Origin of the sequence: Pseudomonas sp. 31 R 17, from assembly GCF_900004915.1 — a bacterium.
In the GTDB taxonomy this organism is placed as follows: domain Bacteria; phylum Pseudomonadota; class Gammaproteobacteria; order Pseudomonadales; family Pseudomonadaceae; genus Aquipseudomonas; species Aquipseudomonas orientalis_A.
Genome location: NZ_CVTN01000061.1, coordinates 83,196 through 97,576, shown reverse-complemented (window position 1 = coordinate 97,576; position 14,381 = coordinate 83,196). Strand labels below are relative to the sequence as shown.

The following is a 14,381-nucleotide window of genomic DNA, read 5'->3' as shown; positions in this document are numbered from 1 at the left end:
AAGTCCGAGTGTTTTTGTCGGAAAAGCATCCCGGGGGCCGCGTCCTGCTGAGTCCTTCAGCAATACCTATCTATGTAGCACTTGCGAGGATGCACATCTCTCTAGCATGACATCGCGATCTTAATTGCTCACTCGCGAGGTCTTAATGAAGCCCACACTTTCCCGACTCATGTCCAAGAGCCCACCTGCGCGCCTGTCGGACCTCGATCACCTGCTGGACCATCTGGCGAGCCTGATCCAGGGCCCGACACTTGAGAACGCGCTGAAGTCTTACTACTGCCCTCCAGCAGACTCGGCACTGGGCCGCGAATGCAAAGCCGCTGTTCGCGTGCTTAAAATCCTGGAAGAGGATGACGACTTCAAGGCGTTCCTCAGTGCAAAACCCTCGCCCAACCACTCTCCGCTCGGCGATTTCCCTTACGACTTTCTGTCCGACCTGCTCAGTACGCCGAAATCACCCATCCCTGACCCGGCGGAAGTGTTCGACATTGGCGGTCATCCGGTTGTGTTGCGCAAAGCGCCGCTCTACTGGGCCAACCAGATAGACATCCTGCTGGACGTCTACCGCAAAGTCGGCAACGGCGTCAAAAGCGACGGCTCTGTGCGCCTTGATCTGGTATTGGCCTATTACGCAATCATACCCGCCGCCCCAGCAACCCTGGCCCAGTGGAAAGCTGTGCAATATTACCTGCAGGAATATCGGGCGCTTTGCCAACTGGGTCACGATGGCCATGTCAGCGACCTGGAACACTTGCTGGGGCCTGAGGATGACAGAATCATCAAACAAGTCGTGCGCGACCTCGAGCGCGACAATGCCCGGTCGTTGTTCGCACAAGTCGTCCCCCAGCGGTTGACCCCTGCGCAACAAGCAGCACTCGACACCACCCCCACCGTACTCCTGGAACAGATCCTCAATACCCCCGAAAACCTGGCATTGGGCCAATCCATCGCCGTGGCCCTGGACTGGTATGGCGCCAGCGATGGCCAAGCGTGCCTGCAAGCCGTCACGGTCAAACTGCTCTGGCGCGCACTCTGGCTGACGATCACGCCAGACGCCCATTCACTCAACGACAACGAACTCAAAGCGTTCATCCCCCCGGCGGTCAACTATGGGTTCATTCGTCAGTCGTTGAACAAGGAGTATGAGCGCTCATTACGCCTCAATGCCTCGACGGCGCGCCTGGCCGTCTGCGTGCTCAAGGCCAATATTCCCAGTGAAGTATGGGTTGAGGGCATTCCAGATGAATTGCCTTACGGTACCTCCAGCGCATGGGTCAACTTCAAAAGCGGATTTATCCTGGCCGAGTCGGTCGCCCCGGGCTCATCAAGGCATATGACGTTCGAGCAACTGCTCAATCTGCCAGGTGAGTTCCTTCGTGTGTATGCCGACGAACCAGCACAACAAACGCTGGTGGTTGCGGCAAAAATCCAACCGACGCTCAGTTGGGCAGTAAACACTGGCCTGCTGCCGGTAAGCCGGAACGGCCACTCCAGCAAAGATATCGAACACGCATTGGCTGCCCTGGAGCAGCATGAAAGCGAGACGGTGACGGCGACGCAAAACCTCGTACTGCAACCACCCAGTCGTTTTCGTTTCAACTCGGACACTGAGTATGACCAGGCTTTCAATGACTACCTGCAAACCCCAAGAGCGGCCTACAAAACCCTGATAACAGGTTTGCTGGCGCAGTTTGCGCCGTTATGGCCGGGCAATAGCGACCGTGACGAGATCACGGTGTATTCGTTACGCCAACCGCTGCATGACGTCCAGGTCGAGCATGAAAACAAGCACAACACTGACGCCGTTCGCGGGCGCTCGGGGTTTATCCTGCGTCTGGCGAGCGCTGACCATCCGTACACCCTGCGCTACATCGAGGTATTTCCGAACGCCGGCATTGTTCGCGTGCGCGAAGACCTCAAAACCCTGTTGGTGGGCGGCGAGGTAAAAGTCGAACGTGTTGGCGGGGCCACCCGCTCAAGTCGAGGCAGTTTCAGAAAAGGTACCGAACTGCCATTTGACTGGAAAGCTTATAAAGACGCCGTGAAGCCTGAGCCCGACCAGACAGCCACCCTGATCGTCGAGCAAGTCGGGCAGGTGATGCCGGCGCTCATCGCATCCCAGGATGAGCAAGCGCCACAAGCCCCACCGCCGCTGCCCCCTCGGCAACCCCTGTCACGGGCCGCCAATTTCCGCCAATCCCCCAGGATTGAGGCACTGGCTGAGATGATCGCGCGTGAGTTGTTCTTTTGCGATGAAAAGACCCTGCTGGAGAAAACCCGTAAAGCCTCACGGACCATGGATATCGGCCGTGACTTTCTTGAAGACATTTCTTACTGGGGAAAAATGTTCGTGCCGTTCTGGGGCTCCATCGACGACCTGGCCTCAGGCGATCCTCAACGTATCGAGTCAGGTGGGCTCGGCCTTTTTACCGATATCGTGTCGTTCGGTGTGCCCATCGGCAAGTACATTGCCGGCTGCACGCGCGTAGTGGTCCAGGCGGGCAAGGCCGGCATCCGCCTTGCGTTGCCGCGCTTCACCGCGCTGACCAGAAAGCTGATCACCGCCACGTTGCAGGAACTCAACCCCCTGGCTGCCGTGGCCGCGGTATTGAAACTGGGTCGATTCGCCCTGATCAAACTCGGCACGGCAACCCTGCGCCAGGCCAGCAAGGGGCTCGCGCAGTTGCGCGACGGGAGTGTCGCCGCTCGCCACATGATCTCCGTCGACCCGCGCATCTGGTCACCGGGCCAGGCCGGCGACCGCTTGTTTACGGTGGACGGTTTCCCCAACATCCCCATGCGCAATGTCGGCAGCCTGGAAGCACCGGACTATCGGCTGATTGACGCCGGCTCCAGCCGCGTTTTCGGGCCACGCTTTCGCGAGCCGGTCACGGTTATCAGCAACACAAGCCCGCTGATCCGCAAGTACGCCGTGGACCCTCACTGGATTGCCGGACTCAAGCCCGACTCCCGCGGGATCTTTTTCCGTGCGGAGTACAACCAACGGTTCATCTGCAATATCGATGACAGAGGCACGATCTCGGTGTATCAGGTGCGGGACAACTCCTACGGTTTTATCCAGGAGACCGCCGCCGGCGCCGACAACAGTTTTTCCGTGGTGTTGGTCAACCCCAGGAAAAACCGGGACCTGTCGATCACGCTATCGTCCGTGGAGCCGGGACACTGGTATTCAAGCCAGATCAAAGTCACGGGTGGCGCTCCGGAAAAGCCCGACTTCGTCACGCCCCTGATCCTGACGAAATGGACGCAAGCCAGTGAAAGCGCCCTGAAAAAAACCATGGATGACTTTGTGAGGACCTACAACCTGCACCCCGACGCATTCAGGCAGTTTGTACATACCGGCGACAACCTGGCGAGTCGTGGGCGCGCGATGCTGGACCGAGCAGGCACCGCGCGCACGGAAGTCACCTTTGATCATCTGGAAAGTTGGCGCACGACCTCCCAGAAAAACCGCAACACGCTGACCCTGGAGGGATTCGCCGCCGACCACAACCTGGACCCGAGGGCCTTTGCAGAGTATGTAAACCTGGATGGCAGCTATCGGGCAGCCGGAAAGGTACTCGCCCGGCATGCCAGCGGCGGGCAGTTCACCCCGGTGAACCACACCCATCTGCAAGCGTGGCACACCCTCTACAACTCCAATAATTCAAGCTCTTCCATGGCCACCTTTGTTCAAGCAAACGATCTCAACCCGTTGATCTGGCGCACCTATGTCAACGACAACGGCAGCCTGACCCGCGCGGGAAGAGAAATGCGGGTTTTCGGCTCGGGAGACATCGTCGACGAACCGATCGCCAGGAAACGCCCAGCCCCGCCCGAGCCCCGGCCGGGCGGTTCGAAGCGGCCGCGCCTGGAAAACGATACGCCCCCCTTACGGCGCCGATCCACGTCTATCACCGCTTCCTACGATCACAGAATCAACAATAACGCGCCGATCCTTCAGGACCCGAACGATGTCCGGCACAGCCTGACCCGGGAGCTCGAAGGCGCACCTGAGAAAATCAAGATCACCGATGCCAATCATTTTTTTGATGAGTTCATGGGCCACCAACATATGGAGGTCAAGAGCGCTGCAACCAAAAGCATTCGCGACTGGATCGCCAGGGAAGGCAGTCACCATCGCACGCTGGATCGATTGCTTGAGGTCAAGAAGCTCGGTGAGGGCCCGGAACGGGGTCTGTCGGTGGTCGCCAGGACCGATATCAAACGCTTCGACGTCCTCGGCCCCTACACCGGCAAGTTGCACTTGAATAAGGCGTCGATGGATGCCGAGATAATGGAAAAAAGTAAAGAGGCCGTCGGTACTTATCTATTCAGGACAAACACCAACGGCGCGTTTATCAGCGGTCACGGCAACAGCAATATCCTTAGCCTGGTTAACGCGGTCAATGTACCGGGCATCCCCAACGTCGGCATCGAGAACGTGGGTTCCTTGCATGTAGGAAAGTACATGGTGTTCCTGCTCGCGTGGAGGGATATTCCTGCGGGGACGGAGTTGCTGATGGACTATGGGAAAGATTACTGGAAGTACATAAAACCCCAAGGCCATCGCCCCTGATCGTCCCCCGGCCGCCGCGTCAGAGGTTCTCGTAGCGATTCATGTCCAATACGCCCTCCTCCACCGGCGTGGTTTCGTGGATGTACTGCGACACGTCATGGAAGTACTGCCAGAACTGCGGATGACTGCGACGAATACCCCAGCGGTCGACAATCTGCTCAAAGCGCTCGGCGTCCCTGGCATTTTCCATCGCTGTGACAAATTCCGGCACTTCCCGGGCCAGGATATTGAACATGAAGTTCGGGTAGCTGCTGAGCACACCCGGGTAGATAGTTACGGTGTCCAGGCATGGCCAAAAGCGGCGTGGCCTGGCCGCGACAGCGCGCATCGGTGATGTACAGGTGTTGGATGTCGCGGGTGAAGGAAATCGTCGAAGCGGGGTGATTTACCGGCACAGCCTCTGCCTGCACGGTACTGGCCATCAAGGCCAGAACGGCGCTGACAATTACACGAAGTGACATGTATCCGGTCCCGATTCAAGGCGTGCAGTGAAAGTGGCGATGGTTCTACCTAGCCATGACTGCCTGCAACATGAGCGATATTCATGCAGAACCCCGCATGCTCAAATCCGGCACAGGTTTGTTATCATTCACGCCCCCCCGAAATGCCTGACCAGAGTAGTCCCATGTCCGATCGTAGCGCTCGTCTGCAAGCCCTTCACCAAGCCCTCAAGGAACGCGTCCTGATCCTGGACGGTGGCATGGGCACGATGATCCAGAGCTACAAGCTCGAGGAACAGGACTACCGTGGCAAACGCTTCGCCGACTGGCCGAGCGACGTCAAGGGTAATAACGATCTGCTGGTACTCACCCGCCCCGATGTGATCGGTGGGATCGAAAAGGCCTATCTGGATGCGGGTGCGGATATTCTCGAAACCAACACCTTCAACGCCACGCGGATTTCCATGGCCGACTACGGCATGGAAGCGCTGGCCTATGAACTGAACGTTGAAGGCGCACGCCTGGCCCGCAGGATCGCCGACGCCAAGACCCTCGAGAACCCGGCCAAGCCGCGCTTTGTCGCTGGCGTACTCGGCCCCACCAGCCGCACCTGCTCGCTGTCGCCGGACGTGAACAACCCCGGCTACCGCAACGTGACCTTCGACGAACTGGTGGAAAACTACACGGAGGCCACCAAGGGCCTGATCGAAGGCGGCGCCGACCTGATCCTGATCGAAACCATCTTCGATACGCTCAACGCCAAGGCCGCGATCTTCGCCGTGCAGGGCGTGTTCGAAGAACTGGGCGTCGAACTGCCGATCATGATCTCCGGCACCATCACCGATGCCTCCGGCCGCACCCTGTCGGGCCAGACTACCGAAGCGTTCTGGAACTCCGTGGCCCACGCCAAGCCGATCTCGGTCGGCTTGAACTGCGCCCTCGGTGCCAGCGAACTGCGCCCCTACCTGGAAGAGCTGTCGAACAAGGCCAACACTCACGTATCCGCCCACCCGAACGCCGGCCTGCCCAATGAATTCGGCGAGTACGACGAACTGCCCTCGGAAACCGCCAAGGTCATCGAAGAGTTCGCCCAGAGCGGTTTCCTGAATATCGTCGGCGGTTGCTGCGGTACCACGCCGGGCCATATCGAAGCCATCGCCAAGGCCGTGGCCGGCTACGCACCACGGCCGATCCCGGACATTCCCAAGGCCTGCCGCCTGTCCGGCCTGGAGCCGTTCACCATTGATCGCAGCTCACTATTCGTCAACGTCGGCGAGCGCACCAACATCACCGGCTCGGCCAAGTTCGCCCGTCTGATCCGTGAAGACAACTACACCGAAGCCCTCGAAGTCGCCCTGCAGCAGGTGGAAGCCGGCGCCCAGGTGATCGACATCAACATGGACGAGGGCATGCTCGATTCGAAGAAGGCCATGGTGACCTTCCTCAATCTGATCGCCGGCGAGCCGGACATCTCCCGCGTGCCGATCATGATCGACTCCTCCAAGTGGGAAGTGATCGAAGCCGGCCTCAAGTGCATCCAGGGCAAGGGCATCGTCAACTCCATCAGCATGAAGGAAGGCGTCGAGCAGTTCATTCACCACGCCAAACTGTGCAAGCGCTATGGCGCCGCCGTGGTGGTGATGGCGTTCGACGAAGCCGGCCAGGCCGACACCGAGGCGCGCAAGAAAGAAATCTGCAAGCGCTCCTACGACATCCTGGTCAATGAAGTCGGCTTCCCGCCGGAAGACATCATCTTCGACCCGAATATCTTCGCCGTCGCCACCGGCATCGAAGAGCACAACAACTATGCCGTCGACTTCATCAACGCCTGCGCCTATATCCGCGACGAACTGCCGTATGCGCTGACCTCCGGTGGCGTGTCCAACGTGTCGTTCTCGTTCCGCGGCAACAACCCGGTGCGCGAGGCGATCCACTCGGTGTTCCTGCTGTATGCGATCCGCAACGGCCTGACCATGGGCATCGTCAACGCCGGCCAGTTGGAGATCTACGACCAGATCCCCGCCGAGCTGCGCGATGCAGTGGAAGACGTGGTGCTCAACCGCACCCCGGACGGCACCGACGCTCTGCTCGCCATTGCCGACAAGTACAAGGGCGACGGCAGCGTCAAGGAAGCCGAGACCGAAGAGTGGCGCGGCTGGGACGTCAACAAGCGCCTGGAACACGCGCTGGTCAAGGGCATCACTACCCATATCGTTGAGGACACCGAGGAGTCGCGCCTGTCGTTTGCGCGCCCGATCGAAGTGATCGAAGGCCCGCTGATGTCGGGCATGAACATCGTTGGCGACCTGTTCGGCGCCGGCAAGATGTTCCTGCCACAAGTGGTGAAATCGGCCCGGGTGATGAAACAGGCCGTGGCCCACCTGATCCCGTTCATCGAGCTGGAGAAAGGCGACAAGCCGGAAGCCAAGGGCAAGATCCTGATGGCCACGGTCAAGGGCGACGTGCATGACATCGGCAAGAACATCGTCGGCGTGGTGCTCGGGTGCAACGGCTATGACATCGTCGACCTCGGCGTGATGGTGCCGGCGGAGAAGATCCTGCAGGTCGCCAAAGAGCAGAAGTGCGACATTATCGGCCTGTCCGGCCTGATCACGCCGTCCCTGGATGAGATGGTGCACGTGGCCCGCGAGATGCAGCGCCAGGACTTCCACCTGCCGCTGATGATCGGTGGCGCCACCACCTCCAAGGCGCATACGGCGGTGAAAATCGAGCCCAAGTACAGCAATGACGCGGTGATCTACGTCACCGATGCCTCCCGTGCCGTGGGCGTGGCCACCCAGCTGCTGTCCAAGGAACTGAAGGCCGGTTTCGTCGAGAAGACCCGCCTGGAATACATCGACGTGCGCGAGCGCACCTCCAACCGCAGCGCCCGCACCGAGCGCCTGAGCTACCCGGCGGCCATCGCCAAGAAGCCGCAGTTCGACTGGAGCAGCTACACCCCGGTGGTGCCGACCTTTACCGGCGCCAAAGTGCTGGACAATATCGACCTCAACGTCCTGGCCGAGTACATCGACTGGACACCGTTCTTCATCTCCTGGGACCTGGCCGGCAAATTCCCGCGCATTCTTGACGACGAAGTGGTGGGTGAAGCCGCCACCGCGCTGTACGCCGACGCCCGGGAAATGCTCAGGAAGCTGATCGACGAAAAACTCATCAGCGCCCGCGCCGTGTTCGGTTTCTGGCCGACCAACCAGGTGCAGGACGATGACCTGGAAGTCTACGGTGACGACGGCCAGCCGATTGCCAAATTGCATCACCTGCGCCAGCAGATCATCAAGACCGACGGCAAGCCGAACTTCTCCCTGGCCGACTTCGTCGCGCCCAAGGACAGCGGCGTGACCGACTACATCGGTGGCTTTATCACCACCGCCGGCATCGGCGCCGAGGAAGTGGCCAAGGCCTACCAGGACGCGGGCGACGACTACAACTCGATCATGGTCAAGGCCCTCGCCGACCGCCTCGCCGAAGCCTGCGCCGAATGGCTGCACCAGCAAGTGCGCAAGCATTATTGGGGCTACGCCAGGGACGAGCAACTGGACAACGACGCGCTGATCAAGGAGCAGTACAGCGGCATCCGCCCTGCCCCCGGCTACCCGGCGTGCCCGGATCACACTGAAAAAGCCCAGCTGTTCCAGCTGCTGGACCCCGAAGCCCGCGAAATGCACGCCGGGCGCAGCGGCGTGTTCCTGACCGAGCACTACGCGATGTTCCCGGCAGCAGCAGTCAGCGGCTGGTACTTTGCCCACCCGCAGGCACAGTATTTTGCCGTGGGCAAAGTCGACAAGGATCAGGTTGCCAGCTACACCGCGCGCAAGGGCCAGGACCTGAGCGTGACGGAGCGCTGGCTGGCGCCGAACCTGGGCTACGACAACTGACGGCCCGCCCGGCTCGTCACTGCCGCGACGACGGACCCGGCTGTGGCGACGCCGGGCCTGGCTGTGGTAACGCCGGGACCTCCCTGCGCGACAAATCCTGCAGCAGACTCACCCGAGCGCGAGTTCGTTTAGCGGCCAAGTCGAACAGTTCGTCATAGTAGGACTTCTCGCTATCGGTGTTCGGCTTCCTGTCCTCATACTTGGTCTCCAACTCCTCATGACCCGCGACAGCATTGCTCTGCAGGGTCTGAAACTCATCGGGGTAGCGCTGCTCCAGGTATTTGACCCAATAGTCGCGGGCAACCAGGCTTTCATAGAACGCATCCGACGCTTCGGCCGCAAGTACCCGGGCACGGGTATCGATCACCAACTGCCCGCTGATCGGTCGAGCATAGGTCATGTGCCTGGGTTGACCCGGCAGCTCAAGCCCGTCGGGCCAGCCACGCGTCATGCCGATGCGGTATTGCAGCCTCACTTCGGCCCGGTCCAGCCCTGCGGCATTGGTCTCGGCCAATGAATCCACCCGGTCCAAGCGGAACAATCGCCGGGACAATTCCAGCAGGCGTTGGCCCCGTGTTTGCAAATCGAGCGTCGCAACCCCGCTCAGCACATTCGATTCGAACACCAGCACTTCCATTGAGCTGAACGTGAGGATGCGTCCGTCGATACAGGTGCCGTGGGTTTCAGAGGCCACGAACAACAACTCGCGCATCTGCGCATCGCCGGCAGCCGCCTCGATCACCGTCCATACCCGCCGGGTCAGATCAGCCGCCACATACCGGTACTCATCGGTATCGCGCAGTCGTTCGAGCAGATGGAAAAACCGCTCATGGCCCGGCTCATCGACCAATTGCTGCCACAACTGCCGCCTGGAGGCGGCCAGGTCCTGCGGCGAGTGCGCCAGCCACGACGCCAACACCGTCTCCCCTGTATCCCCAACCGGATCAAGAATAACTTCCAGCGGTTGGTAAGCATCGCCGTCGTCATCCCCATGGGCTTCCCCCTCGAACCCTTCAATCCATCCGTCGATCTCGCTCCTGCTCCACCCCATCACATCGCCCGTGCCATACCCCCTTAGCCGTTCGAAACTTTCACGTGAAAGGGCCCCGTTTTCGGACAGGTCGGTGCCCTGTACCAGTGCGTCGTGGCTGCCATCGAGCAATTCGTCGGGAAATGCTTCCAGGTGATTGCCGCACAGGTTCAGGGTGCGCAGGCTCGGCGTATCCAATGCGCCGGCTGGCCAGTCTGCAAGGCGATTGTGGCTAAGGTCCAGGCGCTCAAGCCGAGTGAAGGCCTCGGTGCTGAACTCGCGCAGGTCATTCCTGGACAGGTCCAACCGGCGCAAGTGATCGCCCCCCACTTGACGATACAAAGGCTGAGGATCGCTGATGGCATTGGAAGCCAGCTCCAGCTCCTCAAGCTGAGTCATGCGCGCCACGGATTCAGGAACGGCGTCAAGGCTGTTACCACTGAGCATCAGTTTGCGCAACGCGGGGAAACTGTGGAGAAAACCTTCGGCGCCCGACACGGTGCACTGCACACCGGTTAAGTTCAGCGTATGCACATTATTGAACTGCAGCGTCAGGGCGGGCAGGTCACGGGCTTGCAGGCCGTGCAGGCTCAACGCATAACCGTCTTCGGCTGACACATTGGTTTGCCAGCACTCAACGATATCGAGCGCGATCCGTCGACGTTGGTCGGCCATCTGGCTGAAGTCGGCGAGATCGGTATCGGCCAATTCGCATTTATACAGCCAGCCGTTCAGCTGGCGCGTCAAAGACCTGTACTCCTCGTGCCAGGCAGTCAACAGGCTATCGATTTGGGAGTCATCCATGCCTCCCTCGCGCAGTTTCTCGAACCATTGCCGCGCGCTTTGTTCAGTCACCGATGGGCTCATCTGCTGCAGTCGTGGGGCAAACCCCTCAGCCCCTTCGGCCACTGCAATCGGCTCAGGCAATGGCAACAGATAACGGGTCATCGTCATGGCTGTTTCCTGCGGGGGAAACACCTGCTGTACATGTTGCGCTTCAAAACCTGCCAATGCGCCGGCCGGTAAGCCCTGGGCGCTCTCGACCCGCTCGCGCGCAGCCGCCAGCGCAGCCTCACCCGAGGCACTGAAGGGGTTACCCGCCACGTTGGTTTTCATCAGGATCGTATCGTTGGCCAACACCTGGGGCGGCAAGGTCACCAGCGCATTGTCCCGCAGGTCCAGCCAGGCCAATTGCGGCAGACTCTCTGCGCCGCTCGGCCAGGTCTGCAAGGTTGAACCGCGCATATTCAGGGCCTTGAGCTGCCTCAACGCGCTCACATCGAGGCCTTCGAGCGGCGTGTTGCTACGGCTCAAATCCAGCAGTTCCAGGCTGCCCAGGTCATTGAGCTGTGCCTGCAGTGCCGGCATTACCAGGCTGTTATCGGCCATGTCGAGCCGGGTCAAGCCGGGAAGATCGCCAGCATCAATGGGTATTTCAGTCAAGCCAACCCCGTTGAGTTCCAAAGATTGCACGCCGCTGAATGTACCGATGAACGCGCGCGTCTGCTCGGGCGTTTCCCCCACCCAGTTCATGCGTAACGTGCGTACATGAGCAAAACTGGCTGCCGGTAACTGGGGCAGCTCAACGGTGCTCACTTGCCCCCCAGAGCCCATCAGTGGATACACCGGTCCTGGTAATTCGAGCACTGACGCCTTGCCCGCTATGCCATATCGTTCACCCACCGCCTCCCACCAATTGGCTTGAAGCTCGGTCAGCACATGCGCACTCGGTCCCTCCTGCCATCGCCCGGACCGCAACCTCATCTGCCGCCCGGTCTTATTGAACGGCGGGTAGTAGAACGTCTCGAAAATGTGGGCGTACTGATCGCTAAGGCCGTCAATCAGGGCCATCCGTGCCTCTGGGGTTTTCGCGGCGGCCATTATTTTTTCATTCAGTGCGTCAGCCAAAACACTACTGCTACTCAGGGAGGCCAGCTCCCCCTTGGCATAGCCACTGACCATCTGGTGCAAATCAACCAGGTGCCCGAGCTCGCCCTGATAAGCGCTGACGTACTCAAACGCCGGTCGGAAGGTTTCCCGGGTGAACTTCGACCAGTCCATCGACAGCCCCGCCCACAGTCGCTCATGCCCGCTATACAGCGTGTCAGGCAGAGCGCCGATTGAGGTACGGCTCAAATCGAGACGCTCCAGATGAGGCAGGTTCTCGACATTGGTCGGCCACTGGGAAAGGCCTAGAGGCGCGTCGATTTTCAACCGTCGCAACTGCGTCAACGCGGACACGTCAAGGGGTTTGAGTGCGTCCATGGAGAAGCCGCGGTATTCGATATGCAACGCCTCCAGCGAAGTCAAGGTATTGAGCCTTGGGAGAAACTCCGGCGCCAGGTGCTGCGCTGCCGAACTGAACGTCAGGCTTTTGAGACTGGTCATCCTGGAGACCGCCGGGGGCAGTGTCGTCAGCGATGATCGGGCCGTCTGGAAGAACGACCCCCAAGATTGGGACATATCGCCAATCGACAGCGTCTGCACTTCGGGAAACCGCACGAGGAAAGCGTCAACCGCAGCATCGTTCATCGCCCTTCCGAGTATTGTCAAATCACGAATATGGGAAAAATCGGCCGTCAAGGGCGGCAGATGCTCTTCAATATAGAGATGCAAGCGATCGGCGCCAGCCACCTTTCCTGCCAGCGGCTCCATCCGCCAGGCCTCCTTCAACTGATGTGCCAAGCGGGCTTTTTCATTGAAGAGGGTAGAGCCGGCAGCCGTGCCGCCCTGGGTACCGGCCCACTCGTCGAGTGTCTTCACCAGCGTGTCGTATTCACTCTGACGGTTTCGCAGATAGTTGTAGATTGCCCTGCTGTCCTTGCCCTGCGCTCGCAGGCGTCGGATATAGTCCGCGGCCGGTTCCTCGCTCAAGCCATACAGATCCTGCACGCGTGACTCAAGGCTCGGGCCCAGGCCCGCACCTCGTCCGCTGGCGTAATAGCCCAGCAACTTGTCCTTGACCCGTACAGGCGGTTTGAACCCTGTGCGCTGCGGCTCCAGCAGCCGTACTGTCTGGTTCCGATAAAGGTCTGCGGACTCGATGATCTTGTCGCGCAGCAGCGCGTTTTGACTCACATCCGGCACACCCAGGCCCTGACGCACCTCATCGGGCATGGCATGCATGAGCGAGGCATAAAAGTTATCTCCCTGGGTGGGCAGGCTGTTGAGTTCTTCTCCACGCTCATTGAGCGCCTGGAAGCGCGGGCCTTTTTTCACCAGGTACTTCTTGTTTCGGGCCGTATCACTGCCAATGCTGTCCAGTAGCACGCCACTGTCAGTGTCTTCGCGTACTTCCAGGCGCAAGGTGTCCGGCCAACCGGGCAGTTTCTCGAGGGTGTGCAGCGCCAGCCGACGGCTGTCCGCCGAGGCCATGGTTTCGCTGCGTAAACCGGCATACGCCCGCGTCTGTCGCCCTTGAAGCGCGTACCAGCGCGCTTCCTCGAGCATGGTCAAAGGCGCGCGGCGTGTCGCTTCCAGACGTTTGAGGTCAAGGGCGCAAGCGTGGGCCAGGGTGTCCTCGGCGGCAGCTTCGCTGAGCCCGGGACAGATACGTTGCAGCAGTTTGACCTGGCTGCCCGGTGGCTCGGTACCCGCGTAAATGCTGTCAAAAATATCCGGTTTGCGGGCCTGGGCATACTCGGCGAGTTGCTTGCTGAACTCCTGCGGCCGCAGATCACGTACGCGGGCACCTTCGCCGCCCAGCAGACGGGTCACCTGCGCTTCATCCAGCGCGGCCAGAATCACCGAGGGCAATTTCCCGCCCAGTACATCGGCGCGGGTGATCCGGATCGGCGCCTGCTTAACCGCTCCATGCGCCAGGCGACCAGAACCATACTTCACCGAGTCGCCAGCGAATTCAGGCCCTTCGAATACCTCCATTACCCGGGTCCTTGGCCAACGTGGCATCTCGGTGACTAAAGGCAGGGCAAATAAATAACGGTCGTCGATCGGTTGACTGCCCCGCAACTGCGCGATCACCTGCGAACTGTCTGCGTCGGCCTTGAACAGGCGCATGGCGTCCAGCAGTTCCGGCGGCGGAGCCGCGAGGTCCGTGTGCATCTTACGCAAAGCACTGTCGCTCACCCCGCTGACACCCGCGATCTTGAGCAACTCGGTATCGGAAAACGCTTCGGTTTCATGCCCCATGCGCCGCAACAGCGTCAAGCGGTCCCACTCGGCAGGTCGCTCAAGGGCATGACGCCAGGCCCCCCGGCCGTTGCTGTGCAGAATCGGCTGGTACACCTCGGAGCGGGTCGGGTGCTTGATCCGCCACTGCTTGATCGACTCATCGAAAACCTGCTCATAAACCTGACCACCCTGGCGAACATAGGTCTTGCCATCGAGCGTGTATTGGCCCCTCGCGTTGGGCCCTGACGCCGCCTCCAGCGTCACGGGGCTTTCATAGCCGGTCAAATCCGGCTTCCAGAGGCGGG

At 60.3% G+C, this 14,381-nt stretch carries 3 protein-coding genes and 1 pseudogene; 2 read left to right on the top strand and 2 right to left on the bottom strand.

The genetic code is table 11. The features are described 5' to 3' along the window. Window positions 1-145: 145 nt before the first annotated feature. Window positions 146-4,579, top strand: a complete 4,434-nt coding sequence (locus BFP89_RS09660; RefSeq protein WP_065885263.1) for an SET domain-containing protein-lysine N-methyltransferase — start codon at window positions 146-148, stop codon at window positions 4,577-4,579. Window positions 4,580-4,598: 19 nt separating this feature from the next. Here the strand turns inward: BFP89_RS09660 and BFP89_RS09655 are convergent. Continuing rightward, window positions 4,599-4,880, bottom strand: a pseudogene (locus tag BFP89_RS09655) (fatty acid cis/trans isomerase); the annotation flags it as partial. A gap of 324 nt (window positions 4,881-5,204) precedes the next feature. On the opposite strand from BFP89_RS09655, the gene metH reads away from it, so the two are divergent. After that, on the top strand, window positions 5,205-8,915 hold the full coding sequence (metH, locus tag BFP89_RS09650; RefSeq protein ID WP_065885261.1) for a methionine synthase: 3,711 nt from the start codon (window positions 5,205-5,207) through the stop codon (window positions 8,913-8,915). Between the two features lie 16 nt (window positions 8,916-8,931). On the opposite strand, the gene BFP89_RS09645 is transcribed toward metH, so the two are convergent. Continuing rightward, entirely contained in the window at window positions 8,932-14,361 is a 5,430-nt protein-coding gene (locus BFP89_RS09645) for an NEL-type E3 ubiquitin ligase domain-containing protein (protein WP_065885260.1), read from the bottom strand. Window positions 14,362-14,381: the final 20 nt, after the last annotated feature.

Excerpts from the sequence above, each read along its gene's own strand:
- metH (WP_065885261.1), top strand. The coding sequence starts at position 5,205 with ATGTCCGATCGTAGCGCTCGTCTGCAAGCCCTTCACCAAGCCCTCAAG.
- BFP89_RS09660 (WP_065885263.1), top strand. The coding sequence starts at position 146 with ATGAAGCCCACACTTTCCCGACTCATGTCCAAGAGCCCACCTGCGCGC.